We start from the raw sequence: 25121 nt of genomic DNA on the forward strand, positions 1-25121 counted from the left end.
GACGCGCGAGAAATAAAAAAGGCGCTTTTAAAAGCGCCTTTTTTTGTCAGTCAGAGACTTATTTCGTCACGTCTGCACCAAACCACTTCTCAGAAAGCGCCTTCAGGCTACCGTCTTTCTGCATCTCAGCAATGGCGCCGTCGATGGCTTTCAGCAGATCCTCGTTACCTTTACGCACCGCCACGCCGGATTCCTGACGGGAGAACGCATCACCCGCGACAGCCAGGGTATTGTTGGTTTTCTTCACCAGATCCAGCGCTGCCAGGCGGTCAACCAGAATGGCGTCAATACGGCCTACGCGCAGATCCTGGTATTTCGTCGGGTCATCATCGTAGGTACGGATGTCCACGCCCTGCACATTCTGGCGCAGCCACTCCTCGTAGTTGGTGCCCAGACCGACGCCGACTTTCTTACCTTTCAGATCCGCTGCGGATTTGATACTGCCTTCGTTACCTTTCTTCACCAGCGCCTGAATACCGGACACGGTGTACGGCGTGGAGAAGTCATACTTCTTCTTACGCTCGTCAGAAATGGTTACCTGGTTAATCACCACGTCAATACGTTTGGAATCCAGTGACGCCAGCATCCCGTCCCATTTGGTGGGTTTCAGGGAGGCTTTAACGCCGAGGTGTTTTGCCAGCTCCTGCGCAAACTCCACTTCAAAACCGGTCAGTTTACCGTCGTCGCCCTGGAAGCTGAACGGAGGATAGGTTCCTTCCAGCCCAACCAGCAGCGTGCCGCGCTCTTTAACTTTGTTGAGCAGATTCTCTGCCGCGAACGTTTTCACGCTCATCCCCGCGACCAGCGCAACGGCCATCATCCCCATCAGCGCCTGACGACCCAGAAGTGCTAATTTCATAAGTACCCCGATACAGTGGAATTTTTGAGTAGTGTAGAGAAATCGCCTGCAACGTCAAAGGCGGCTGCGCTACATCTTATTCTTTTTTAATATATATCAGAAGTTGTTCCGGCGCGGACTTTCTGCTTTATGACGCCCGGCATCTGGACTTTATATTGCGCGTACTTTCGCAGCGCGATGCGGTAATTATTGGTACTGGTGGCGGGCAACCAGGGTTCCAGATTTTCATCCAGGTATCCGGTCGTCAGCAGATCGCGGGAGATATTTTGCATGGTCAAATGCTGACCCAGGCGGCGCAGGCGAACCACGTATTCACGCACGGTGCCGTGACTCATCTCCGTTTGTTCAAACAGGAATTGCTTGAAGCCGATAATATCGAAGAAGTCGCTTTGCTCTTTGCAATGGAGATCGCCACAGAAACGGCAAAGCGCTACCCACTCTTTTTGCTCTTCAAGCCAGGCGGCTTCATCCATCAGCGTGTCGAGGCGGGAAATCGCAATCTTATTCACGATTTCACCGCGACGAACCAGCGTGATGCGGTCGAGTAATTTTTTACAGTGGGCGCAATGCGTCTGGCTGTGTTTAAAGTCTTTCAGGTAGCGGCTTAAAGGCCGTCTTTTAGATTGCTGCACCGTCATGATAACTCCTGGTTGTCAATACGTTGTGCGGCATTTCCAAGGCGAATAACTCACCTATAACTTACCCAGTTTTGTGCGCAGGCGTTTAATGGCCTGGCTGTGCAGCTGGCTCACCCGAGACTCGCCCACCTCCAGCACGGCGCCAATCTCTTTGAGATTGAGCTCTTCCTGGTAATAGAGGGTTAACACCAGTTGCTCACGTTCCGGTAAAGCTTCGATCGCTTCCATCACGCGCTGGCGTAAATTCCCTTCCAGTAAATGGTGTAACGGGTTTTCTTGCTGATGTTCATCGGTCACCAGCTCGATGCTATCGCCATGCTCTTCGCGCCACTCATCATAAGAGAAGAGTTGGCTGTTATTGGTATCGAGCAACATCTGGCGATACTCTTCAACAGGAATGCCCAGACGCTCCGCTACTTCGGTTTCCGTCGCGTTGCGCCCCAGCTCCTGTTCCAGCTGCCCCATCGCATGCGCCACTTCGCGCGCGTTGCGGCGAACGCTGCGCGGCACCCAGTCGCGGCTGCGCAGCTCGTCCAGCATCGCACCACGAATACGCTGCACTGCGTAAGTCGTAAATGCCGTTCCTTGCAGAGCGTCGTACCGGTCAACTGCATTCAATAACCCGATACCGCCCGCCTGTAGCAGATCGTCCAGTTCCACGCTCGCCGGCAAACGCACCTGGAGGCGCAATGCTTCGTGACGCACCAGCGGAACATAACGCTGCCACAGCGAGTGTTTATCCATTACACCTTCAGCGGTATAGAGTGAATTCACGATAAACAGCCCTGCGTTAGTTGAGTTATCGGCATGATTATCCGATTCTGGAGGGGTTTTAATCGGGTGAATAGTGGGTGAAATGAGGGGTTATTTGGGGGGTTACGCGTAAATGCGGACAGAAAAAACCCCGCCGAAGCGGGGTTTAAGCGTCATCAGGCGATTAGCCTTGCAGCAGAGACAGAACCTGCTGAGGAACCTGGTTAGCTTTGGACAGCACGGAGTTACCGGCCTGCTGAACGATCTGCGCTTTAGACATGTTGGACACTTCCGTCGCATAGTCGGCGTCCTGAATACGGGACTGCGCTTCAGACAGGTTGGTGGTGGTGTTGTTCAGGTTGGTTACGGCAGAGCTCAGACGGTTCTGAACCGCACCCAGTGAAGAACGGAATTTGTCTACGGACGCGATAGCTTTGTCCAGCAGAGCCAGTGGATCTGCAGAAGAAGCGCCAGCAAAATCATCTGTGGAAGCAGTAAGGTCATATGCTGTTGCTTTTGCATCGCTGTTTGCAGTTGCGCCGTTTGCCAGTAACGCGCTGTCTGCAACCAAGTTTTTACCTTGAACGGTTACGAAAGCAGTAGGAACACCTGATTTATCAGCTCCGACTTTGACTAATTGGTTATCTTGCTCTGCGCCCGTAACACCATTAGTGGAGTCATTATAGGTAACTTTTGCAGTATTGAGGGTAACAGCGCCAGTCGTGTCATCAATGGTAGCCGCATAGAAGTCATTACCTGATTGAACAACATAATTTGCTGTTGCTTTTCCATCTTTATCATTGACGTTATGCAGAGTCAGAGAACTTGCATCTACTTTTAAAGTAGATGCTGCTGTAGACAGGTCTACTGCAACTGGTGCTGTAGTAGTACCAGTACCCAACTGGGTGATCGATGCCCCAACATCAAGTGTATTTTTAGAAACGGAGAAACCATTCAGACCCAGCGTAGAAGAGTCAATCTGCTGCAGGTCGATGTTGATAGTCTGACCATCGTTCGCACCTACCTGGATAGACATAGAACCGTTTTTAGCCAGTACGTTCACGCCGTTGAACTGAGTCTGGCCAGATACGCGGTCGATTTCAGACAGACGGGATTTGATTTCGTCCTGGATTGAAGACAGGTCAGAATCGGAGTTGGTGCCAGTCTGAGACTGAACGGTCAGCTCACGGATACGCTGAAGGTTGTTGTTGATTTCAGACAGCGCGCCTTCAGTGGTCTGCGCCAGAGAGATACCGTCGTTAGCGTTACGTGCAGCCTGAGTCAGGCCTTTGATGTTAGAGGTGAAGCGGTTAGCGATAGCCTGGCCCGCAGCGTCATCTTTCGCGCTGTTGATACGCAGACCAGAAGACAGACGCTCGATAGAAGAAGACAGAGCGGACTGGTTCTTGTTGATGTTGTTCTGAGTGATCAGCGAGAGGCTGTTGGTATTAATGACTTGTGCCATGATTTCGATTCCTGTTGTTCATCAAATCTGTTTGGTTAGATTTGGGTTTCCACCCTTCGGCTTCATCGCCGTCAAAGGTGTTATCGTCTGGTCCAAACCAACCTTTAGATATTTTTTCAGGATCGCGTTAATTTTTTTAGTCACGGAAAAGCTCTTCTCTATTACCGTTATTCCCGCCATTAAAAAAAAGAAATTAACCGTAAACTTTCCCCCATTAAGGCCGATAACCCCACTATTCGTTCTACGTGTCGATAGATTAAGGAATAAATATGGCAAGTATTTCATCATTGGGGATTGGTTCGGGTCTTAAGTTAGCAGACATTCTGGATAGTCTGACCACGGCCGAAAAAGCACAGCTGACGCCAATTTCCAAACAACAGACATCGTATACCGCCAAGCTGAGCGCTTACGGCACGTTGAAAAGTTCACTGGAAGCGTTTCAGACCGCCAACACCGCGCTGAATAAAGCCGACCTGTTTACAGCGACCAGCACGTCGAGCAGTACCACGGCATTCAGCGCCACCACTACCGGCAGCGCGATTGCCGGTAAATACACCATCAGCGTGTCGCAGCTGGCGCAGGCGCAAACCCTGACGACCAAAAACGCGCAGCCGGATACCAAAACGGCCATTGCCACGGCTGACAGCAAGATCACCTTTACCGCCGGTAACGGTAAAGATCCGGTGACCGTCGATATCAGCGCGGCAAACTCCTCGCTGACCGGCATTCGCGATGCGATTAACAAAGCTGACGCCGGCGTGACCGCCAGTATTATTAACGTCGGTAATGGTCAGTACCGTCTGTCCATCACCTCCACCGAAACCGGGGCGGACAACGCGGTCAGCATCAGCGTGAGCGGCGACAGCGCCCTGCAATCCTTTATGGGTTACAACGGCACCAGCACCGACGCCAGCAACGGCATGACAGAAAGCGTCACCGCGCAGAACGCGAAGCTGAAGGTGAATAACGTTGATATCGAAAACAGCAGCAACACTATCAGCGATGCGCTGGAAGATATCACCCTGAACCTGAACGACGTCACCACCGGTAACCAGACGCTGACGATCGCTAAAGATACGTCGAAAGCGGAAACGGCGATGAAAGCCTGGGTGGATGCCTACAACACCCTTCAGGACAGCTTTGCATCATTAACCAAATATACGGCAGTTGATGCGGGTACAGATGCGCAGGACTCCAGCAACGGTGCCCTGCTCGGGGACAGCACGCTGCGTACTATTCAGACGCAGCTGAAAACCATGCTGGGCAACTCCGTCGGCGGAACCGCCTATAAAACGCTGTCTCAGGTCGGCATTACTTCAGATCCAAGCACGGGCAAGCTGGAGCTGGACAGCGACAAGCTGAAAAAAGCGCTGACGGATAACCCGTCTGCCGTGAAAGATTTGGTTGTGGGTGACGGTAAAACCACCGGGATCACTACCACCATGGCCACCCATCTGACTGACTGGCTTTCCAGTAAAGGCATTATCCAGGCGGCCAAAGATGGCGTCAGCAAAACGCTGAACAAGTTAACGGATCAATATAACGCCGTGAGCGAACGTATTGACGCGAGAGTGGCGCAGTACAAAGCCCAGTTTACCCAGCTGGACGTACTGATGACCTCGCTGAACAACACCAGCAGCTACCTGACGCAGCAGTTCGAAAATACGTCCAGCAACAAGTAGTAAACGCTAATCAGACCCGAGGGGGATAACATGTACGGCGCAAAAGGCACGCAAGCCTACGCAAAGATAGAAGTTGAAAGCGCGGTGATGAGCGCCAGCCAGCAGCAGCTGGTTATCATGCTATTTGATGGAGCCCTCAGCGCGCTGGTACGCGCGCGTCTGTTCCTGGCAGACGGTAATATCCCGGCAAAAGGGCTGGCGCTCTCAAAAGCCATCAACATTATCGAAAACGGGCTGAAGGTTGGCCTGGTGGAAAATAACGGTGATGAGCTTACGCAAAACCTGATTGCCCTTTATGCCTATATGGTACGTCGCCTCCTGCACGCCAATGTGAATAACGACGCCAGCGCCATCGAAGAGGTGGAAAACTTGCTGCGCAATATCGCTGACGGGTGGAAGGAGGTTGCCGGTACGCCACAACTGATGCAGGACGCCGTCTAATGAGTAACGCACCGCAACTTTATGCCCTTTATCAGCAACTCCTTGAGCAGAGCCAGTTGATGTTGCGACTGGCCCGGCAGGGACTATGGGATGATCTGATCATCTGTGAAACCGACTATGTTAATGCGGTGCACTCACTGGCTCGTCTCACTCAGGAAAGTGAACCTTCGATGCAGATTCAGGAGCAGCTTCGCCCGACGCTGCGGGTGATCCTGGACAACGAAGGCCAGGTAAAAACGTTGCTGCAAGCCAGAATGGATGAACTGGCGAAGCTGGTTGGGCAATCCTCCATCCAGAAAACCGTTCTCTCCACCTACGGTAACCAGGGCGGTCATGTCCTGGTTCCGCAAAGTAATAGCGATATTAATTAGCCATTTAACTGGCGTTCGAGCGTTAACCGTTTCGTTCGCCAGGCATTTCTGCCAAACCTGCTCCATACTTGAGTTTCGCAACCTCATGGAGATGGTGCATGCGCAACCCAACACTTTTACAATGTTTTCACTGGTACTACCCCACCGGCGGTGAACTGTGGCGAGAAGTCACGGCATTAGCCCCCAACCTGAACGAAATCGGCATCAATATGGTCTGGTTACCGCCGGCATATAAGGGGGCATCCGGCGGCTATTCCGTCGGGTATGACTCTTATGACCTTTTCGACCTCGGTGAGTTTGACCAGAAAGGCAGCGTCGCCACCAAATACGGCGATAAAGCCCAGCTGCTGGAGGCCATCAACGCCTTAAAAAGCAACCAGATTGCGGTGCTTCTGGACGTGGTGGTCAACCACAAAATGGGGGCCGATGAAAAGGAACCCGTCCGCGTGCAGCGCGTGGATGCTCAGGATCGCACCCAAATCAGCGATGAGATCATCGAATGCGAAGCCTGGACGCGTTACACCTTCCCCGTTCGGGCCGGGCAGTATTCGCAATTTATCTGGGATTACAAATGCTTCAGCGGTATCGACCACATTGAAAACCCCAATGAGGACGGTATCTTCAAAATCGTGAACGACTACACCGGCGAAGGCTGGAACGATCAGGTCGACGACGAGATGGGCAATTTCGATTACCTGATGGGTGAAAATATCGATTTTCGCAACCATGCGGTGACGGAGGAGATCAAATACTGGGCGCGCTGGGTGATGGAGCAAACCCACTGCGACGGCTTCCGCCTGGACGCGGTAAAACACATCCCGGCCTGGTTCTATAAAGAGTGGATTGAGCACGTCCAGGAGGTGGCCCCGCAGCCGCTGTTTATTGTGGCGGAATACTGGTCTCACGAAGTGGATAAATTGCAGCACTACATCAATCAGGTGGACGGTAAAACCATGCTGTTTGATGCGCCACTGCAAATGAAATTTCACGAAGCCTCACGCCAGGGACGCGACTACGATATGAGCCAGATTTTCACCGGTACGCTGGTGGAAGCCGATCCGTTCCATGCCGTGACCCTGGTAGCCAACCACGATACCCAACCCTTGCAGGCGCTGGAAGCCCCGGTTGAAGCCTGGTTCAAACCGCTGGCCTACGCGCTCATCCTGCTGCGTGAAAACGGCGTGCCGAGCGTATTCTACCCGGATCTTTTTGGCGCCAGCTATGACGACACCGGCGGGGATGGCGAGACGTATCACATCGATATGCCGGTGATTGAACAGCTCCACGAGCTGATCCTCGCCCGGCAGCGTTTTGCCCACGGCGTACAGACGCTGTTTTTCGATCATCCAAACTGCATTGCGTTCAGCCGCAGCGGGACTGAGGAGCACCCGGGCTGTGTGGTGGTGCTGTCGAATGGTGATGACGGCGAGAAGACCATCTGCCTCGGGGAGAATTACGGCAATAAGACCTGGCGTGATCTTTTAGGCAACCGCGAGGAAACCGTGACCACGGCGGCGGATGGCGAAGGGACGTTCTTCTGTAACGGGGGAAGCGTCAGCGTCTGGGTGATTGAGGACGCGCTGTAGTGCTGGGAAAGTGCGGCCTGATGCCCTCACCCCGACCCTCTCCCACCGGGAGAGGGAGCAAACCCTAAAAACGGCAATATGATTGCCGTTTTGCTTTTACCGCTACGGAAGCTTACTATCCAGCGGATTCTTGCTCAGGTAATCTGCGCATTCCACCGTTGGACGGTCAACCTTGTACAGTTCCATACCGTCATACTCCAGCGCCGCCCCATCACGCTCCAGCGGATAGACATCCAGCTTACGCGTCACGTTGTAATAATCATCTGAACGCAGCATGATCTTACCCGGCACCGCGATAACGCGCTGCCACTGACGGCAATCCAGCGTATCCCCCTCTGGCGTCACCACCAGCGTGGCGATCGCTTCCGGGCTCACCATCGCGCTCTGCGGCCCTTTCGACTGCCAGTAACCTGCCAGTTGCGAAGGTACCGGGTGCTTAATCACTTCCTGATAGTTATCTACCTGAACACATCCCGCTAACGTCAGCATCGCAGCCACAATTGCTACTTTTTTCATCATCTTTCCTGCATGCGAAGAAAAAAATATTGTGGCATTAAAGCCATCAGGCTGCCAGCGTAAGATAGGTATTGATTAAACCTGCATGCCCATCACATGAGCATACTTTTTTCATAATCGACAAAGATCGTCCAAGAGCGCTCCAAATAACAGATGGTTGCAGTTGTCTAAAACATCAGTCGTCTAAGTTCACCTTAGATCGAGTGCTGTTTTATGCCCCACCCATGCCCCATTACATCACCGGGCAGCAGTCGTCATCGCTTGCACGATTGATGAAGAACGTGACGCGTCCAAGCACCTCTACTTCTTCCAGTGCGCTTCCCTCTATTGCCTCTCCATCATCTGTAATGAGCGACTTTCCCATCAACCTGGCAAACTGCGTATGACCATCGCAAAGTATAAGCAGCACATCGCCGGGCGCGCATTTGGCTGCTGGTTCAATGACTGCAAATCCTGAATCAGTTTCAAGCACCCTACTTTCTGCGCCGATGTTGCAAATCACCTCGGGTGAAAGTTGGCGCTCGACATAATCGCTTGCAGGTGATGCAAATCCCATTACTGGATCCTCCCCATGTTACGTAGGATCCAGTACCTGTTATCGCTACCGTCTGTCGTCTTGTCAGCAAAGTCTTTTTGGTATCGCTTTATCCAGGCATTCGCTTCTTCGCGCGTGTAGTGCCAGTTGAACTCCCGCAATTTCTCTACGAATGCGTCTGTGCTCAGGTAACGATACCCCTTGGGGTTTAACTCTATGGCCGCAACAAACGCGGCATGAATGTCTGCTGTGCGTGGCATAATCACCTCACAAAATAACTGTATGCATATACAGTATCGTCAAATATGAGGGTCGATCAAGTTTCACAGTGGTGCTAAACTTCAGACCTTTCCGAATTGACTGATTTATATAATGTTAAAGCTCTTTGCTAAGTACACATCAATCGGCGTCATAAACACGCTCATTCACTGGGTTGTGTTTGCCGTTTGCATTTACGCATTCCATACAGGTCAGGCGCTTGGCAACTTTGCCGGGTTCGTCGTGGCGGTGTCATTCAGCTTCTTTGCAAACGCCAGGTTCACCTTTAAGTCCTCGACAACTACGATGCGCTACATGCTGTATGTCGGGTTTATGGGAACCTTGAGCGCAGCTGTTGGTTGGGCTGCCGATAAGTCCGGTATGGCGCCGATCGTGACTCTTATTCTCTTCTCCGCCATCAGTCTGGTGTGCGGTTTTGTTTATTCAAAGTTCATTGTCTTTAGGGATGCGAAATGAAAATTTCTCTGGTCGTTCCCGTCTTTAACGAAGAAGACGCGATACCTATTTTTTATAAAACTGTTCGGGAATTTGAAGGGCTTCAGCAGCATGAAGTAGAGATAGTCTTCATCAATGACGGCAGCAAAGATGCTACAGAATCAATTATCAACGCGCTTGCTGTGTCCGATCCGCTTGTGGTCCCGCTGTCATTCACTCGCAACTTTGGTAAAGAGCCCGCGCTTTTCGCTGGCCTTGACCATGCGACCGGTGAAGCGATTATTCCGATTGACGTAGACTTGCAGGACCCGATAGAGGTCATTCCTCACTTGATTGAGAAATGGCAGGCCGGGGCGGATATGGTGCTGGCTAAGCGATCTGACCGCTCTACCGACAGCAGGTTAAAGCGTAAATCTGCCGAGTGGTTCTATAAGCTTCACAATAAAATCAGTAATCCGAAGATTGAGGAAAACGTTGGCGACTTCCGGCTGATGTCTCGTGAGGTTGTAGAAAATATTAAGCTGTTACCTGAGCGTAACCTTTTCATGAAAGGTGTCTTGTCATGGGTTGGTGGTCGCACTGATGTAGTCGAGTACGCCCGTGCCGAGCGTGTTGCAGGCAGCACGAAGTTTAACGGCTGGAAGTTGTGGAACCTGGCACTTGAAGGGATCACAAGCTTCTCTACATTCCCTCTGCGTATGTGGACTTACATCGGCCTGTTTGTTGCTGGGGTGGCATTCCTTTACGGCGCGTGGATGATTTTCGACACTTTGGTGTTCGGTAATGCTGTCCGTGGATATCCATCTTTACTGGTATCTATTCTTTTCCTTGGCGGCATTCAGTTGATCGGTATCGGCGTACTGGGAGAATACATTGGCAGGATATATGTTGAAGTAAAAAATCGTCCAAGATACGTTATTAAGGCGCGCAAATAATGAACCAAAAAGACCTAAATATTTTAAAGTATACTTCCCTTGCGGGGATACTTTACATACTTCCTATAGTTGTTGCTGGCATGAATTACTCAGATGATTTCATGCGCTCAGCAGACGGCGTTTTTGGGCTTAGCATTATGGCTAGGCCTCTGGCTGACCTAATATTTAAGCTTATTTCCCTTAACTCATCTTCAAACATAAGCGCGGCACCATTAACACATATACTTTCAATCTTAGCCATGGGCTTTTCTGTACTATTTTTAGCAAAGAGCTTAAATAGAAAGTATAATTACACTGACGCTTTGATTTTATCGCTTGTAATATTCAATCCATTCTACATACAGAATCTATTGTATAAATTTGACAGTATAACCATGTCTCTTGGTGTGTTGATTGCATCCGTTTCAGTATGGTTATGCAGCAAGCAAGCATTATCAACAAAAATTCTATCAATTGCTCTGTTAGTCGCCTCCCTCAGTCTTTATCAGCCTTGCGCTGGAATTTTTGTTGCCATGGTGATTATAAGATGCATTGATGAGGTTTCAAGAGGCATATCATTAAACATAAAAAAATACTTCACTTATCTAATTTGTTTCTTGGTAGGATATGTATCGTATTATATTTTTATTGTAATACCCTACTCTGAAGGATCATCTCGCTCATCATTTATCAGTCTAGGTTCAGGAATGACTGAAAAGCTAGGCAATAATCTATTGAGCCTTTGGGGAAAAACAAGCTTATTCACACCGGTTGGTAATGAATTATTAATCTTACTATCATTAATTTCATTTTCTATCTGTGTTTATGCGTCATTTAAATCAGAAAAACCAATAGCCGGTATTTTTGTTTCAATTCTCGCATTTCCTGCATCATATTTTTCAATTGGAGGTGTGATAATCATCCTGGAGGAGTCTATATTCTTCCCAAGAACATTAGTTACTTATGGTTTATTTTTGGCATTGTTGCTTTACCCGATTTACAACTTTAACCATAAGTTATCTAGGTTATTGGCAGTTACTATAGCCGGATTACTTGTTTCAGTATCATTTTTGACTATGAGCATCACTGTTACGGCTATTAGAAGCCAGGAGCAGTATGAAGATAAGATACTGAACAATTTATCTTATGATCTTGAAAATCTTAAACTAAATAGTAACGAGACATATATAAGTGGGATTTTCAATTACTCTTTATATGCGAAAAATGCCGTAGATAATAACGGAATAGCTAAATTGATATCTAATAGAGGCTATGATTGGACTATCTCTTATAAACTTCGTGACTATGGTTTGAATGTTCCATTTTCATTCAGAAGAGACATGCAGAAAAAACTAATAAAGAGTATCTGTAGTGATAGGTACAACTCTAAAACCGCTAGAACCGAATACACTATATACCAAGTTGGTGGTAAAAATATTGTAAATATAGGCGGTGACGTTGATTGTAGGTAAAAAGAAGGCCGCCGATGCGGCCTTTTTTTTATAATATGAACCCATGATTTTTAAAATCGACAAAGACCGTCCAAGAGCGCACTACATAACAGATGGTTACACCAGTCGAAAACATCAGTCGTCTAAGTTCACCTTAGATCGAGTGCTGTGTTTGGCCCACCAATGCCTCATCACATCACCGGGCAGTCATCAAACTCACCTGTCCGCGCATCGTTGATGATGTACGTGATTACTCCAGACACCGGACTCTCTACCCCTTCGAAGTTACCAGGTAGCTTTTACTTCCTGCCAGTTTGCGCGTTTTCAAGATGAAGCTGAGGATATGTTCGGTAAATCTTAACCTTGAACTCCCCCCATCTCATACACAAGCAAGGAGCCATCACAAGGCTTTAGTGATGAGTCGATGACAAGCAGTGCATTTTTCATTATGCCGCCTCGATAGATATTCTCTGACGCTTACATGTTCAAGCGAAAGGCGGTTCTCAACGTAATTAGCAGCTTAACTTGGGAATCCCATAACTCACCTCCGATAGAACTGTATGCAAGCACAGTATTATCGCTCGACTAAACTGATCAAGTGATCATTCTCAACCATGTGGTAAACTGATTTCTTTAAAGGAGAAAAAAATGGAGTTGCTACTCATCATGGCTATTGTGCTGTTCGTCTTTGCGCTGCCAGGTACTGATATATGAAGGACGGGATAAACCTACCCAGAGTGTTGGGCGTCTCAATGGTTTGCTTGCTTGTCACCGGCTCTGTAGATAACAAGTGGGTTGTTGCCATATTCTTGCTGCTTATAGCGGCCTGGCTGGCGCTTGAAGTAACTAATAAGATGAAGGGTTAGATGCACCCCTCGATATTTGAGGGGTGAATCAATAGGTCAAGCGGCTTTCTTTGGGATAATAGATGAGGCCACTTTGAATAAAAGGTAGACAAAGCTTACGACAATTAGGTTTTTAAAGTAGATGAACATAAATAGCTCAAGACTTTCTCGTGCCATAAAGAAAGTGAAAGGCACCGTTACGAAACCTGCTATTGACATAACTGTAAGTTTATTGCTGTTTATTATTATATCCAACGTCCTTACAACCAGACCTGATAACGCATAAGCCAGCCAATAAAAATATCCACCGAACAGAACAAGTGATGACCCTAGCAATGTCGAGGCCATGTTCAATCCGCTACTCATACCCAGTATGTTCGTCGTAAAATAGTATGAGCTATTCATTGTAACGATTGGCTTCTCCTCCCAAAGGAAGCGCGGCACGAACCCCGAAAACTGACTAAACATGTAATATATGCCGCCAACAGCGTCAGGATTAGTTGTATTGTCGTAGTATTTTACCGCCTCGTACTGGTAGTTTATTGGAGAGAGGCTGTCAGTGAGGTACTGTATAGCTAGACTTAGCGCGGCACCGGAGCTGGACATGGAGTTTGAGTAGCGAAGCATCCCGAGTGCCGCCACAAGGAAAAGCCCTATGCATCCAATAATCAGAAACTTAAATTTATTTATCTTTCCTGTTACGAAGCATATCAAGGTTGCCATTAATAACGCTGAGAACATTACGTTTCTTGAACCACCTATCAGTATATAAAACGCAACACCAAACAGGATAGAAAGGCCACATGACTTAGCAAATGCATATTTTGATTTAGATGTGAAGCTATAGACAATAACGGCTGGAACAAAAGCTGACATAGGCATAAGCAAAAGCCCGCTTCCCGCATTTTCCCCTAATTTAGATGCGTAGTTATCTGAGTCGAATGATGAACCTTTGGTTATGTAGAAGATGATCATTGCAAGGATAGATACCGACAATGATATTGCTACAAATAGTTTTGCAGATCCGAAAAATATCTTCCCTCTCGCCATTCCTCTTGGCTTAGGCGATAGTAAATGAGATGCCAGATAAAATATTATGATTCCGATGAATGATTTTAGTGAAACATCATTTATATATTCTACTGGCATATATACATCAGCGGGAACAAGCGCATCAACACGGAAAGGTAAAGACGCATAGCCAACGAAATGAGTTATCACAAGGAACATCATACCTACAGATTTGAATCTGATCCCGTTCCTGATGAAAGAATGAGCAGCAAGAAAGAAAAGTATAGTGAAGTATATGATCGGAAATATGTACGTAAATATCGATGTGTAATCTGACATTTGCAAGCACCAGACAGCAAATCACCGCATTGTATCCCATGCCGATTGCAAGTAAAGCCAAATCTGGTCAAAGCATGCCTGATTCGCATCAAAAGATAGGCGGCATAGGCCGCCTTTTCATGTTTCACGCTATAACCTGGAATGTTGGCGGCGTTCCGGCAAAGTCCCCTGACTGAGAGCATGACCAACCATACTTGATGGTTGTTCCTGGACTTATGAGGATTAGTATGTCACCGCTTGTCCATTTACCAGCAGTTGGTAGCGCAGTTACCCGGAAGACCCTTGATGGCGTACTAATTGCGGAAGTTATGAGCGGTGCGCCCGACACATTAACCTGAACTGCCTGACCAGATGCCACCTCAATGGTGGAGTTGCTTAGGTTTGTCATCCTTACAGTGGCGGAGGACGAGCTATAACGCTGTAATCCTATTTTGCTTCCTGTCGACTGCGCATTAGTTGGAAGGGAAAAATAGGCAATGTTTGATGCCGTTAAGGTACCTGTCTGGTCGACGAAAGTTATGTTCCAGTTGCCCAATGCAATTCGAGAACAAGCAGAAAAATCTCCAAGTCCTAAGTACGAGCCTGTCACGTAGTTCAGAGTGACGTTCATGTCACCAATGCTCAGGTCTGTAATACCTTGGGTAATGGCAAACATTGAGTTAGAGATAGATGCTGTAACCCCGCCAAGAACAAAACTACCCTCAATCTTACCAATGCTGACAACGCTATTAACGTTATCTGGCCGAGAACGAAGCAGAGGCATTGCAGAGCTGACAAGCGTTTGTTCCAGCACTAGGTGGTCTATACGCAGGCGCCCACTGTAAGAATAGGTTATGCCAAATCCCTGGCATTCTTTAAGTTTCATAGTTCCTACAGTACAAATACCACCGGCGTTAACAAATGGCTCGCCAAGCACGTTATCACAAACCATCGTCCCGATTGTTTGACGGCTATTTTCAAGGGCATAAAATCCGTTATCGTGTACGTAACGGGCAATTACTTCCCCAAAAACCGATTCATCTGTAGAGTTACCAATGATTCCGCCCTGGCTGTCGTAAATATCTACATATGGATAAAAACCCTTAGAACCATAAGTCGTAAATGCCGCAGGTTGCGGATCAACTCCGCTATCTCCTTTTTTAATGTTACGCACAATAACTGACATATTATTGCGTATACCACCATCTGATACAGCATTTTGTAGGCCATATGTCGTGCGATTCGCGCCGTAAATATTTGATACTTTGATTAGACCAACAGTATCGGTCCCCAGATTTAGAAATCCACCAGCCCCAAAGTTCTGCATGTCGATATCAATGTCATAGGTGACATTAGCGCCTGTCAGTGTCAGAAGCGTACGGCCATATGCCGTAGAAAAATCAGCAGTAGAGGCTTTCATTCTCCCAGTAAGGCTGAAGCGATCTGAAGGGATGCTAACTACATTGTAATTCTCCCCCATCATTTTCACGTCAAGACCAGAGGCGCATGCTTTCATCAGTCGAGCAGAATTGTCAGATCCTGTATTCCCATCCCAGCATCCATATTCTTCTGTGCTGACCTGTTTATTTTTGACGCACCGACGCCACACAGCTCCGCCGGACGTTTTGATATAAAGACCGCCATCGTCTACCAGCGATCCGGGATTAACACTGCGGAAGAATCCCCCACCACCAAATTTGTCTGAGTAATAATTTTGTACCCGGATTAACTGGCCAATGCTCTTTGGTTCAGTTTCACGGAGGGTGGCTACATCTGGACACTCACCAAGCAATCTGAACCCATCAGTATTCCCTAATTGTGTTCTAAGAGATGCGTCACCAACACTTAACCATGCTCCAGGACCTATGCCGCCTGTAGATTCTGGAGTGGAGTCAGGAGATACCACCTTCGGGAAAGGACCGTCCCAGCGATAATATTCGCCGGTCGCTTCAAGTCGCAGAACCTGGTTTGGAAGCGTAAGCGTATTTCCGTCTTCAAAGCTGTCCAGGGTGATATACCCGAACTGGGAGATGGCCTGCTGTGCCAGCCAGCGCAGGCCCTCGATCGTATAATGCTTATTGCCGAAACGGTCAATGTAAGTCCATCCCATCGAGGTAACGAACTCGTCAATTTTCCCGGCGTTGTATTTCAGATCAATCGGTGATTCGCTTGGTACTGGATTATTGGTTGGTGTAGTAGTCATATTTATTCCATAAAAAAACCCAGCGCGAGACCGGGTTAGGTTGGTCGGGATGGGCTTATTCGTAAATAGCGTCGCTGTATTCTGCGACTGTGAGTGAAACAGTGTTGTCTGTGTTTGGTTTAATGCTGTTCACCGTCCATAGCTGACTGTCCAGTTCCTCCACCGTCGCTATGAGATAGCGCGACGGTAGTTGCACAGTGTCACCATTCCATATGTTGAGGTGTATGTTAGGGATAGCCGCGGTGAAGCCATACTTCGTATCGCTGCGGGCCGTAGCCGGATAGCGCAGGGTCGGGTTGCCAAGGCTGTCTGTCACCAGCACATACATCGAGCCGGCAAACGTGATCGGCTCGCTGGTATCGAAGTCATTCCCGGAGCGGCCGGTGACGTAACCACCCTGCTGGTTGCTGTCGTAAATGTCTGGCATCTGAATGACGCTACCGACCTGTATAATGCCGTCCTCAAACACTTTAGCGTTCATCTTCACGCGCGAGTAGATTAGGCGCTTGGTTTCGCGTAATGCGCGCTCCCGGGCCTGGAACTCGTTACGGAAGCCGACGATCTCCAGCTTGTTCGGGTTCTCCGCTTCCTGTTCGACGATAGCGCCGTTCAGCACGCGGTAGTTGATGTATGTCTTGTTGTTCGTTGTGGGGTGAACATAGGACACCTGCACGCCGTCATAACCGCCTGGGAGAGTGGCCTCGTACGTCATTTTGTACTCATCCGTCTTCATGTTGGCCCGGTTGAATACGGCAGCCGGGTAGTCAACCTTCTGATCGCGGGTAAACGTCAGTACTCCGTCATCCCAGTACGCCACAACCGACGCCGCATTGCAGATCGCCTGCACGCGGTCGCCCAGTGAGTCGTTCTCGTCGTCAAACGTGTAGTCAAAGTAACCCAGCCGTTCATCAGGCAGGCTTTCAGCGATTGAGTACAGCCCGTACAGGTCGATGCTGCTTACCGGCTGTTCACCCATAATCAACCAGGTATGCGCCACCGCATCAGCGAACGAGCGCGACGGCCGCAGCGTGTAATCCACCGCCTGCGTGTCCAGGTCGTACGTGATGGTATGACGTGTAACCAGGGCGTTATATTTGCGCTCACGGCTGCCCAAGGCATTCTCGGTCGCCCGGACTTTTACACGTACCAGCGTGTCGGTCGGGTGAACGACGTTTGTCCTGATGTTGATGCTGTGGATCTCTTCGACCTTGAGCAGTGACGCGTCGCCGGAGTTATCCGTGCGCTGGAAGCTGACCGCGTATTTCCCGAAGCCGCCTGTGGGCGTTATTTTGTCGGTGCGGTAGAAAACCTCACTCGTCGACTGGTGCGGCGTCGTCTGTCGGTACGTAAACGTCTGTTGCGTGCCCGGCACCTGGTTGTAGTCGTCGTCAATTTTCCAGATGACAACCTTCCAGTTGGTCTCCTTCTTCCCGCCAAGACTTGATTGAGTGTGCAGCCACAACTGAGTGGACTCGACCGGAGAGAAGAACGGCCCAACCACCAGCGCCTCGTTGTCGTTGAGGATGAATTTCGTGGTGTTGATAGTAGCGTTGGCCGGGATATCCTGCGGTCCTTCGAGCTGGTTCATCGTGAACGTGTACCAGCGCACCGGGTTCACCACTGCGCCATCGCTTGTTTCAACGGCGGAGATCAGCGTGCCTGAGAATGTAGCGTCGGTAGTCACGTTGCCGGAGGCCGTGCTGTACGTCACGTTGATGGTGAAAGTCACCGCGTGCGGTAGCACCAGGCCCATGAAATAGTCGAACTCGGATTGTTTCACGATTTTCATCGCTATCTGGCCGCCGGAATACGTTCCGCTGACCACTGTGTTTGCCGTTGCTGTTTCGATAGGAAAATCGTTGGCTTCGTTCTGCCCGGGCACCTCCTGCCCGTCAACGTCATCGAATCCGTACCCCTCGACGATCTGCGGTATAACTTCTCCTGGCTGGAAGAACTGGAATTCAGCACCGGCCAGAGAGCCGAGGCTTGATTCTGAGTAGCGCACGGACTCGTAATCGTATTTGCCGATCCCGATACACATCCATTCAGTGACGTACTTCAGGCCGCCGTCTGTGGAAGTCTGATGAACGTATTCAAATACCGATTCCTGAATCAGATCCGGGAACGAACGAATCTGCCCGTAAATGTCCGGCTTGGCCTTGTAAACTCGCGCAGTGTTTGTCTGACCGGTCAGGCTATTGTTTGGTGAGTCGACGGTATTACCGCCGTTGTTTGCGATAGCGGGCTTCGGCGCCAGGAACGAAAACACCTGGCCCACCACTTTAAAGATCGGGCTCAGTATGTCGCCGACAATGCCCTTCGGCTGGTCGAATATCTGGATGTGGTCCAGCTCGCTCAGTTCAAACGCCAGCTCATCATCGTCGCCCAGCTTTACGCCGTTGCGGACGATCAGCAGGTCGCGGTGAAAAGTAGCGTCATTGGCCGCCAGCCAGTCATAAAAAAGGGTGCCGTTTGGCACCCTGCAACGCAGCTTAGGCGTTCCTGGAAAATTCGATATCTCAACCAGCGCCATATTCGAAAAACTCCACTTTGGTGAATGCCCGCTGAATGACCAGCAACGAGTCCATGCGCACGCTTCCATTCTCTCCTCGCGAGTGCAGCGCCTGCCGGTTCAGTACCAGGCCAACGTGTGCCGGTTGCGTGCCGCGGTACCCGACGAATATCCCGCCCTCGACCGGTTTATCGACCTTGCGCCAGAAAACGACGTCTCCCTGATAGCAGGTGAAGAAATCTTCCCCGGCTTCGTAACCCGGTGTCTGGTGCAGCTCAATGTCGAGCACATGTCGGTAATACAGCACAACCAGCCCCCAGCAATCAGTCTTTTCGTATGAGCAGGCGCGGTTAGACCACGGCACGCCGATCATCCTGCTGATAAAATCAGAGGTACTGAAGCCCCGTGTATTCGACTGGATCATATGGTTGGCCAATGTTGTTATTTAGCGGGTTTGTCATTGATAAAGTAACTGATGCGTTATCTGAAACAACATCGACAGTTTTTACAAATAATGTCCAATTCTTCATTGGCGTAGAGGTATCAACTCTATCGAAAACCTGACGAGTTGCCGTGATAGGCGACAGCCTGGAAACACCACTCCACTTCTTCATCAGCGTTTTGATATCTGAAGACAGTCGCCCAAGCTTCACCGTTGCGTCGATTACCGGAGTTCCGCTCTGCTGGCTCTCTTCGATTTCAAACCGCGCAGGCGTGTACGTCTGGCCGCCAAGCGTCTTCGGGAAGAACTGTTTGTCGACGAGGCGGACGTAACCAAAGGAGGGGTGATAGAACGTGATGGTGTTGTAACAGCCGCTAATCGGGCGCTTCTGATTATATTCACGATATGAAGGCATCAGGGAACCCTCGGAAGACTTTCTGGATCGCGTCCGTCCGGATAGCCAGTCACCACGATATCAAGCACTGAAGGCCAAGGCGGCGGCAGCTCAACAATGATGTCGTCGAACTCGTCGTCGGCGTTGTAGAGGTGGTTCGCAATAACCGTCCCCGTCCAGGTCACCACCCCGCCGTTGATACTTGTTTGCACCGGCATCTGCGTGAAGTGAAGCTCCTGCAATTGCAGGCCACTACCACCCAGATTGATATTCATCCGGAACCAGTTCAGGCCCCGGTTGAGATAGTTTGGGCTGCGTAGCCACTGCTGGAATGCTCGTTCCTCAGCCAGAGTGAAGATCCACGTCAGTGACCAGGTCACTTTCAGGTCGTCGGTTTGATTCTCGAAGATAGCCGGGCCTACCGCCGGTTGGTCAGTCTGGAACCCGGTATCGAGTGTCATGTTTTTGCTGGCCTTCTGCGCCAGCGGCAGCCAGTCGGGATAGTCGATAATTGGCATCTAAGCTCCAGGCAATAAAAAACCCGCCTGAGCGGGTTTGCTTAATCAACAAGCCGGGGCCCGGTTGGTGCCTCGTAGATATTGATTTTTATGTCAACGATTTCGCCATTATTGGTAAATTCCAGCTCTTCCCCAGCAGGCGTTATGCCCTTGATTGTTGATCCATCACTTAGAGTAAACACAAACTCGACCGCCCTGTTCGGGCGTATCCTGTGTGGTTTACCTATCTCAGTTGGTATTGACTGCACTTCGCCCGGCTCAATTACCACGTAAGTCTCCTTATCCCTGACCGTTCGGGGTTCTTTTTACGTTGAAATTACTGGTTATACCCTGACTTATCGGGCCACCATTGTTCAAATCCGCGATAATCGTTGTGAGGGTAATGCTACCATCTGAATTCACTGTACCCTGAGAATCAACGGTAGCAGAGGTGTAATTCTGCACGATATTGTTGATTATTACACCACTTCCGCTCTGCATATCCTTATTGCTGATCACCTTGCCGTTGTCGCCCGGTATCATGTACTGCTTACCGGTACTGGCCTGGTAAATCTCAGGTTTCCCTCGCTCACCGACCTGATAAAGACCTCCTGCATTCACCGGGCCGCCATTGTAACGCATACCGGTTAAAGCAAGGCCCTGTGCCAGGCCTACCGTTGAAGCAATTCCTGTCATGGCAGGAACTGAGTTGGCCCCAAATGAAGCGAGGCTCGCCATGGCGGCGGCAGGAGCCCAAGCTGTAGCCAAGATTGCAGCCTGAGATGCTCCAGCAGCAGTAGCCGCTGCGCCCAATGTCTGCCCTATAATGAAGTTTTTGAGGGCCTCAACTCCAACCTGGACTAGCGCATTGACCACGCTGTTCAGCATCGTATTCCCGAGAGAACGCATAGCATCCTGAGCTGACATCGTTCCTGTGATCAGTCCAGTTATGACGTTTGATGCGTTTCCGCCAAAGGCATCCACGGCACTCGTTAGCATGCCGAAGCCGATATTCATTTGGCTTAATTCTTGCCACTGAGCATCGAGTCTTTTTTGGCGATATTGCTCCTCAATGCTAGCCCTTACAGCCTCTACCTCAGCTATTTTCTGAGGGTAGAGCGCAGCGTACTGGTTAAGTTGCTCAATCTGCTGCTGAAATTGGCTTTCAACGCTAGCCACAGGAGAAGCTTGGCTTTGTAGGCTGCTGAAGTTGGACTGCGCAGCTTGCTTATCTCTTTCTGCCTGGGCTTGCTTTTTCAATGCTTCAGCAGTGTCCAAAGCCTGTGCTTTGTACTCTCTTGCCTTCTGTCGCTGTTCATCCGTTGCATCAGCACCAAGAGACATCTCTGCCCTTAGTAGTTGCTGCTCACGGGTTAATTCGCTGGTTGAACCTGCTGCAAGAATAGATTCTTGTCTCAGGGCTTCCAATTTTTCGTTTATCGAGTCCTGCGCTTTAGCGTACTGCTCCGCCTCTTTCTGGGCTGCTGACTTGCCTCCCTTCGCTTTAGAACCACCTGAAGTGGCAGTGGCTTTTATTTCGATAGGTTTAGTGGCTGCGGCTGTTTTCTGAACTGCATCCCAACCGGCGCGAGATGCCTTCTCCCAAGCTTCAGCTGTAAGTTGCGCGGATTTCTCCTCGTTCTCTTTCTGCCAGTCACCAAAGCCAAGCCAACTCCATGTTCTCGCTCGCTTGGCGTACATTTCGGCTTCAGAGCGCAGATCTGCTATTTGCTGACTGGCGGTAGCGGCCTGCCCGGTAAGCCTGCCAATGGCAACAGCAAGAGAATCGATAACCAGAACCATCCCGTTACTGGCTCCTGTAGCCTGGTTAATATTATCAACCATAGTCAGGAAAGAGTTGGTGAGAGCGGTATTGGCCTGCGACAGTGTGCGTGGGAGTTTCTCGAACTCTGCATTCACTGAGCCGGTTTGCTTCTGAATGGCGTTGAGAGCATCTTCTGCCGTCAGTTTCCCGTCCAGCATCAGTTGGCGAAGTTCTCCAATGCTTACACCCATCCCAGCGGCAATCTGGCGTGCCAGTTCCGGCATTTGCTCAAGGATGGAGTTGAACTCCTCAGCCCTGACAGTGCCGGAGGAAATTGATTGACCGAACTGACGAAGAGCATTCGCCATTTCTTCTGCCGAGGATCCGCCAATGCGACCTATTTTCTGAAGTGTTTCGGTGAGCTGGATGACCTGGCCGTTCGTCGCACCGGTATCGCGCAATGCGGTACTGAGGGTTTCCCACAGCTTCGCTGTATCCTGTAGCGAACCACCCGTTGCCGAACTGATGCGCATCAGACTCTGCATCGTCTGCGATGCTGTCGCTGCGCTGCCAGTTAGTCTCTCTATACGCGCGTTGAGCTGGCTCATGTTGTCAGCAGCAACGAGGAATGCACGCCCCCAGTCAACAACTATCGATGCAGCTATGGCCCCGGCAACTTTGTTTATGCTGGTCTGGAGTTGGTCAAACTTACTGGCCGCTTTTGACGCTCCGCCACTCATCTTCTCAAGGCGCTCATTTACTTTGCGCTGGGCCTCAATCAGATTCGCAACATCCATCTGCACCTGATAGACGATATTGCCTACTTGTTCCTCACCAGCCATTGATATTTCTCCTGTGGATTATCCCACGCAATAGCCGGGAGTTATTTCTTCGCTGCGGCCCTTCTTGCCGCCTGTTTAGCCAGAAAATCATCAGCAACTGCGCTGTATTCTTCTTTGGTTAGGCCTTTCTGGTCCGGATATTTCTCTGACAGCAACGCCTGAAATTCAGTCATGGTCAAACAACGCGCTTCATCCAGGCTTATGTTGAAGTGGATCCTTGCTGCGTTGATGTATTCAATGGCGTTAAATTCTGTAGTACCGCCTGATGATTCATGGCGCTGGAGTTTTCGCGTCTTGGCTTTCCCTGTTACGCCATGCTGTAAAAGATGCTGAGCAAAGATGACAATATCTGACTGAGGCATGAGACCGGGCGAATAAGAAAGCTTTCCTTCAACCTCATCCCATTGGCCAACAATCGGCGTTAAATCTTCGTCTGAGCACGCCTGTAAAACATCCATGGCTTTTGCTAGCAGGCGATCTGAAACCCTGCGCATCGCTGGCCCCATCCAGTCAGGTAAACCGCCAAAAGCATCTGCACAGACAGAGATTAATTTTTCCGCCTCGCGACCATGGATATCAGCGTATATCTCAACAATTTCATGCGGCTCACCGATTCTTGTCATTGCCTCGAAAGACGGTCGTAACAAGTAATCTTTTCCGCCTTCACGGCTGTCACTTATGCCTATTTCGCCAATTTCTCTCAAAGCGGTCATGGTATTTCCTGATCAACGGTCATTATCAAGGCTGCCAGCCGACAGCCTTTGTAATGTTCGCTATGCGGTAACAGTGAGAACGCAGGTAGTTGAGGTGATTTTATTTCCGTCGCTATCTGTGACTTCACAGCGATAGCTACCGCTCGAGGCGGTTGTAACGCCAAGCAGCAAGAGCGTGGCTGTTGCCGCCGTAGGGTTTGCAGTTGAATCGATCTGAGTGCTGCCAAGGAACCATTTGTAGCTGTAAGTTGGGCGGCCGCCTGTTACGTCAACATCAAGAACGACGTCGTTGTCTGCATCGGCAGCTTTAGTTGCTGGCAAATCTTTGGAGAATGCCAACGGCGTTGAAGGCGTGGCGTCCGTATTAACAACCTGAACAGTAGTGCCATCAGATACTTTGAACTCAACGGTAAACGTGATGATGTCGTTACTTCCGCCATCTGCTGGCGTAAGGTTAGAAATCACCATATAGCCCGAGAACTCGATTGGACCGATAGCGATACGCGCCCACAGCGTCGGCTGGCGCTTGGCATTGATCTCATCAGTAAAGTACTTCACCAGATTGCCGTAGCCGAACTGGTCCAGTTTGTCGTGCTTACGCACTTCACCATCAAAACTGATTGTCGCGTCTGCGTTCGTGATGATGTTTTCTACCCATCCAGCAGTATCGTCTGCGTCAGAAGTGACCGAGTTTGGTGCGAAATCAAGACCCTTACTGGTTCCAGCACCCAGAGCCTTCCAGTCGTCTTCTGTTGGCCGAGCGTCTGGGCATCCATAGGCCAGCTCCAGCACTGTTGCCGAGCCGAATACCCTTTCGTTGGAGTTTTGGCAATTAGCCATCTTTGACCTCTTTTATGTATAAAAAAAGGCCGCCAGATGGCGACCTTGTGTTGATGATTTTTCTTCAGTCCCCGAAAGTGCAGGCAAACTGTAATCTCAGGACAATCCTGCCCTCCTCCGTCGTCACCGGAGTTGGGTAAGCACCCATGTTTTCGATCTTACCCACGCATTCGTCTGCGTGAGGATTTGCCTGAACGTAATCAAGGATTGACTGAGCTGCCGTTGCCGCCGCCTGGTTTTTGCCCTTTGCACCAATCACATCGACCAGGACGTAGTTATCGTTCCCGAGGTCATTTCTGATGGGAGTTCCGCCATTTGGTCTGAACACCATGATCGCTTTCGAAAGATCATTCGGGTCATTGAAACTAAGAAGCTGAACCAGGAAACCGGTAGTAAGACCGGCATCGCCAAACATGTTCCTGACTCGCTGATACATAGGAGGATTCATAGAGACATTTCCTTGGCGATCACAGCATCGATCTGTCGCTGCGTGTCTTCAAACCCCTTGGTTAAAAACTCCTTCCTGGCCGTCGCCCGGCGGAAGTTCTGAGGTACGCTTGGGTCATGGACGTATGCAGCGTAGTTAGCTGAATAACCCACCCGGCCAGTCACGCGATTGCCATTTACAGTAATCTCGCGAAACTGGCTATTGATGAGGGTTGACGTATCGATCGGGGTATAGAGCGCCGCCTGAGATCCGCCGATAATCAAAGCTGATTGCATGGCTCTAACGACCTTTCTCCCCTGAATATCACCAACCAGAGCATTAAGGTTTTTCTTCGCCTGGCTGATGCCCTTCACTTTGATGCCCATG

The 25121-nt window shown here is 49.8% G+C and carries 26 protein-coding genes and 1 pseudogene; 7 read left to right on the plus strand and 20 right to left on the minus strand.

Features of this window, described 5'->3' with window-relative positions; genetic code table 11:
• Positions 1–58 precede the first annotated feature (58 nt).
• The 4 genes from tcyJ to SK50_RS15875 form a co-directional block, all read right to left on the minus strand.
• Positions 59–859, minus strand: coding sequence for a cystine ABC transporter substrate-binding protein (gene tcyJ, locus SK50_RS15860; protein ID WP_003859627.1), 801 nt, complete (start codon positions 857–859; stop codon positions 59–61).
• Between the two features lie 86 nt (positions 860–945).
• Positions 946–1497 carry a flagella biosynthesis regulatory protein FliZ gene (gene fliZ, locus SK50_RS15865; protein ID WP_015570235.1) on the minus strand — a complete coding sequence of 184 codons (552 nt, stop codon included), beginning with the start codon at positions 1495–1497 and terminating at the stop codon, positions 946–948.
• A gap of 54 nt (positions 1498–1551) precedes the next feature.
• Complete coding sequence (locus SK50_RS15870; RefSeq protein WP_003859623.1) at positions 1552–2271, minus strand: RNA polymerase sigma factor FliA; 720 nt, start codon at positions 2269–2271, stop codon at positions 1552–1554.
• Positions 2272–2434: 163 nt separating this feature from the next.
• On the minus strand, positions 2435–3715 hold the full coding sequence (locus tag SK50_RS15875; protein WP_045345018.1) for a FliC/FljB family flagellin: 1281 nt from the start codon (positions 3713–3715) through the stop codon (positions 2435–2437).
• A 269-nt stretch (positions 3716–3984) separates the two neighbouring features.
• Here SK50_RS15875 and fliD point away from each other — a divergent pair, with 269 nt between their 5' ends.
• The 4 genes from fliD (at position 3985) to amyA (ending at position 7795) form a co-directional block, all read left to right on the plus strand.
• Positions 3985–5397, plus strand: a complete 1413-nt coding sequence (gene fliD / locus SK50_RS15880) for a flagellar filament capping protein FliD (protein ID WP_017693218.1) — start codon at positions 3985–3987, stop codon at positions 5395–5397.
• A 30-nt stretch (positions 5398–5427) separates the two neighbouring features.
• Complete coding sequence (fliS, locus tag SK50_RS15885; protein ID WP_003859616.1) at positions 5428–5838, plus strand: flagellar export chaperone FliS; 411 nt, start codon at positions 5428–5430, stop codon at positions 5836–5838.
• Positions 5838–6209, plus strand: a complete 372-nt coding sequence (gene fliT, locus SK50_RS15890; RefSeq protein ID WP_006811148.1) for a flagella biosynthesis regulatory protein FliT — start codon at positions 5838–5840, stop codon at positions 6207–6209. Before fliS ends, fliT begins: the two co-directional genes overlap by 1 nt.
• Before the next feature lie 98 nt (positions 6210–6307).
• Positions 6308–7795 (plus strand): alpha-amylase, encoded by a 1488-nt coding sequence (gene amyA / locus SK50_RS15895; RefSeq protein ID WP_045345016.1) that lies wholly within the window; start codon positions 6308–6310, stop codon positions 7793–7795.
• 102 nt (positions 7796–7897) lie between these two features.
• On the opposite strand, the gene yedD is transcribed toward amyA, so the two are convergent.
• From yedD to SK50_RS24180, 3 genes are all read right to left on the minus strand, one after another.
• Entirely contained in the window at positions 7898–8311 is a 414-nt protein-coding gene (gene yedD, locus SK50_RS15900) for a lipoprotein YedD (protein ID WP_032654111.1), read from the minus strand.
• A 232-nt stretch (positions 8312–8543) separates the two neighbouring features.
• Entirely contained in the window at positions 8544–8867 is a 324-nt protein-coding gene (locus SK50_RS15905) for a hypothetical protein (protein WP_048229649.1), read from the minus strand.
• Positions 8867–9106, minus strand: coding sequence for a hypothetical protein (locus SK50_RS24180; protein WP_048229651.1), 240 nt, complete (start codon positions 9104–9106; stop codon positions 8867–8869). The genes SK50_RS15905 and SK50_RS24180 overlap by 1 nt, the downstream gene beginning before the upstream one ends.
• Positions 9107–9218: 112 nt before the next feature.
• On the opposite strand from SK50_RS24180, the gene SK50_RS15915 reads away from it, so the two are divergent.
• From SK50_RS15915 to SK50_RS15925, 3 genes are read left to right on the plus strand one after another with little or no spacing between them, the layout of a single operon-like run.
• A complete protein-coding gene (locus SK50_RS15915; RefSeq protein WP_048229653.1) occupies positions 9219–9581 on the plus strand; it encodes a GtrA family protein in 363 nt (120 codons plus the stop codon).
• A complete protein-coding gene (locus SK50_RS15920; protein WP_048229655.1) occupies positions 9578–10495 on the plus strand; it encodes a glycosyltransferase family 2 protein in 918 nt (305 codons plus the stop codon). Before SK50_RS15915 ends, SK50_RS15920 begins: the two co-directional genes overlap by 4 nt.
• Positions 10495–11946, plus strand: a complete 1452-nt coding sequence (locus SK50_RS15925; RefSeq protein ID WP_048229657.1) for a glucosyltransferase domain-containing protein — start codon at positions 10495–10497, stop codon at positions 11944–11946. Before SK50_RS15920 ends, SK50_RS15925 begins: the two co-directional genes overlap by 1 nt.
• A 170-nt stretch (positions 11947–12116) precedes the next feature.
• Here the strand turns inward: SK50_RS15925 and SK50_RS24185 are convergent.
• The 13 genes and pseudogenes from SK50_RS24185 to SK50_RS15985 form a co-directional block, all read right to left on the minus strand.
• A pseudogene (locus SK50_RS24185) lies at positions 12117–12463 on the minus strand (LexA family transcriptional regulator).
• A gap of 364 nt (positions 12464–12827) precedes the next feature.
• A complete protein-coding gene (locus tag SK50_RS15930) occupies positions 12828–14120 on the minus strand; it encodes a WzyE family oligosaccharide polymerase (protein WP_048229659.1) in 1293 nt (430 codons plus the stop codon).
• Between the two features lie 124 nt (positions 14121–14244).
• Complete coding sequence (locus SK50_RS24190; RefSeq protein ID WP_048229660.1) at positions 14245–16302, minus strand: tail fiber/spike domain-containing protein; 2058 nt, start codon at positions 16300–16302, stop codon at positions 14245–14247.
• 55 nt (positions 16303–16357) lie between these two features.
• Complete coding sequence (locus SK50_RS15940) at positions 16358–18835, minus strand: host specificity factor TipJ family phage tail protein (RefSeq protein WP_048229661.1); 2478 nt, start codon at positions 18833–18835, stop codon at positions 16358–16360.
• Positions 18822–19187: an NlpC/P60 family protein gene (locus SK50_RS15945; RefSeq protein WP_048229664.1), complete on the minus strand. Its 366-nt coding sequence runs from the start codon at positions 19185–19187 to the stop codon at positions 18822–18824. The genes SK50_RS15940 and SK50_RS15945 overlap by 14 nt, the downstream gene beginning before the upstream one ends.
• 13 nt (positions 19188–19200) lie before the next feature.
• Complete coding sequence (locus SK50_RS15950) at positions 19201–19671, minus strand: hypothetical protein (protein WP_015571561.1); 471 nt, start codon at positions 19669–19671, stop codon at positions 19201–19203.
• Complete coding sequence (locus SK50_RS15955; RefSeq protein ID WP_048229666.1) at positions 19671–20168, minus strand: hypothetical protein; 498 nt, start codon at positions 20166–20168, stop codon at positions 19671–19673. The genes SK50_RS15950 and SK50_RS15955 overlap by 1 nt, the downstream gene beginning before the upstream one ends.
• Before the next feature lie 41 nt (positions 20169–20209).
• Positions 20210–20437: a hypothetical protein gene (locus SK50_RS15960; RefSeq protein ID WP_017693207.1), complete on the minus strand. Its 228-nt coding sequence runs from the start codon at positions 20435–20437 to the stop codon at positions 20210–20212.
• A gap of 10 nt (positions 20438–20447) precedes the next feature.
• Positions 20448–22754, minus strand: coding sequence for a tape measure protein (locus SK50_RS15965; protein WP_048229669.1), 2307 nt, complete (start codon positions 22752–22754; stop codon positions 20448–20450).
• Positions 22755–22795: 41 nt separating this feature from the next.
• Positions 22796–23467, minus strand: a complete 672-nt coding sequence (locus SK50_RS15970) for a DUF6246 family protein (protein ID WP_048229671.1) — start codon at positions 23465–23467, stop codon at positions 22796–22798.
• 60 nt (positions 23468–23527) lie between these two features.
• Positions 23528–24307 (minus strand): hypothetical protein, encoded by a 780-nt coding sequence (locus SK50_RS15975; protein WP_032652847.1) that lies wholly within the window; start codon positions 24305–24307, stop codon positions 23528–23530.
• A gap of 64 nt (positions 24308–24371) precedes the next feature.
• Positions 24372–24755, minus strand: coding sequence for a phage tail termination protein (locus tag SK50_RS15980; protein ID WP_048229674.1), 384 nt, complete (start codon positions 24753–24755; stop codon positions 24372–24374).
• A complete protein-coding gene (locus SK50_RS15985; RefSeq protein ID WP_032652844.1) occupies positions 24752–25120 on the minus strand; it encodes a hypothetical protein in 369 nt (122 codons plus the stop codon). The genes SK50_RS15980 and SK50_RS15985 overlap by 4 nt, the downstream gene beginning before the upstream one ends.
• Position 25121 lies beyond the last annotated feature (1 nt).

The organism is Enterobacter sp. BWH64 (assembly GCF_001037645.1).
In the GTDB taxonomy this organism is placed as follows: domain Bacteria; phylum Pseudomonadota; class Gammaproteobacteria; order Enterobacterales; family Enterobacteriaceae; genus Enterobacter; species Enterobacter hormaechei_C.

Bases quoted from the DNA above. Each gene is read 5' to 3' on its own strand.
- SK50_RS15985 (WP_032652844.1), bottom strand. From the start codon at position 25,120: ATGGGCATCAAAGTGAAGGGCATCAGCCAGGCGAAGAAAAACCTTAAT.
- SK50_RS15965 (WP_048229669.1), bottom strand. From the start codon at position 22,754: ATGGCTGGTGAGGAACAAGTAGGCAATATCGTCTATCAGGTGCAGATG.
- SK50_RS15925 (WP_048229657.1), top strand. From the start codon at position 10,495: ATGAACCAAAAAGACCTAAATATTTTAAAGTATACTTCCCTTGCGGGG.
- SK50_RS24190 (WP_048229660.1), bottom strand. From the start codon at position 16,302: ATGACTACTACACCAACCAATAATCCAGTACCAAGCGAATCACCGATT.
- fliD (WP_017693218.1), top strand. From the start codon at position 3,985: ATGGCAAGTATTTCATCATTGGGGATTGGTTCGGGTCTTAAGTTAGCA.
- SK50_RS15955 (WP_048229666.1), bottom strand. From the start codon at position 20,168: ATGCCAATTATCGACTATCCCGACTGGCTGCCGCTGGCGCAGAAGGCC.
- SK50_RS15875 (WP_045345018.1), bottom strand. From the start codon at position 3,715: ATGGCACAAGTCATTAATACCAACAGCCTCTCGCTGATCACTCAGAAC.
- SK50_RS15930 (WP_048229659.1), bottom strand. From the start codon at position 14,120: ATGTCAGATTACACATCGATATTTACGTACATATTTCCGATCATATAC.
- SK50_RS15950 (WP_015571561.1), bottom strand. From the start codon at position 19,671: ATGCCTTCATATCGTGAATATAATCAGAAGCGCCCGATTAGCGGCTGT.
- fliZ (WP_015570235.1), bottom strand. From the start codon at position 1,497: ATGACGGTGCAGCAATCTAAAAGACGGCCTTTAAGCCGCTACCTGAAA.
- SK50_RS24180 (WP_048229651.1), bottom strand. From the start codon at position 9,106: ATGCCACGCACAGCAGACATTCATGCCGCGTTTGTTGCGGCCATAGAG.
- SK50_RS15905 (WP_048229649.1), bottom strand. From the start codon at position 8,867: ATGGGATTTGCATCACCTGCAAGCGATTATGTCGAGCGCCAACTTTCA.
- SK50_RS15980 (WP_048229674.1), bottom strand. From the start codon at position 24,755: ATGAATCCTCCTATGTATCAGCGAGTCAGGAACATGTTTGGCGATGCC.
- SK50_RS15975 (WP_032652847.1), bottom strand. From the start codon at position 24,307: ATGGCTAATTGCCAAAACTCCAACGAAAGGGTATTCGGCTCGGCAACA.
- SK50_RS15945 (WP_048229664.1), bottom strand. From the start codon at position 19,187: ATGATCGGCGTGCCGTGGTCTAACCGCGCCTGCTCATACGAAAAGACT.
- fliT (WP_006811148.1), top strand. From the start codon at position 5,838: ATGAGTAACGCACCGCAACTTTATGCCCTTTATCAGCAACTCCTTGAG.
- amyA (WP_045345016.1), top strand. From the start codon at position 6,308: ATGCGCAACCCAACACTTTTACAATGTTTTCACTGGTACTACCCCACC.
- SK50_RS15920 (WP_048229655.1), top strand. From the start codon at position 9,578: ATGAAAATTTCTCTGGTCGTTCCCGTCTTTAACGAAGAAGACGCGATA.
- fliS (WP_003859616.1), top strand. From the start codon at position 5,428: ATGTACGGCGCAAAAGGCACGCAAGCCTACGCAAAGATAGAAGTTGAA.
- SK50_RS15970 (WP_048229671.1), bottom strand. From the start codon at position 23,467: ATGACCGCTTTGAGAGAAATTGGCGAAATAGGCATAAGTGACAGCCGT.
- tcyJ (WP_003859627.1), bottom strand. From the start codon at position 859: ATGAAATTAGCACTTCTGGGTCGTCAGGCGCTGATGGGGATGATGGCC.
- yedD (WP_032654111.1), bottom strand. From the start codon at position 8,311: ATGAAAAAAGTAGCAATTGTGGCTGCGATGCTGACGTTAGCGGGATGT.
- SK50_RS15915 (WP_048229653.1), top strand. From the start codon at position 9,219: ATGTTAAAGCTCTTTGCTAAGTACACATCAATCGGCGTCATAAACACG.
- SK50_RS15940 (WP_048229661.1), bottom strand. From the start codon at position 18,835: ATGGCGCTGGTTGAGATATCGAATTTTCCAGGAACGCCTAAGCTGCGT.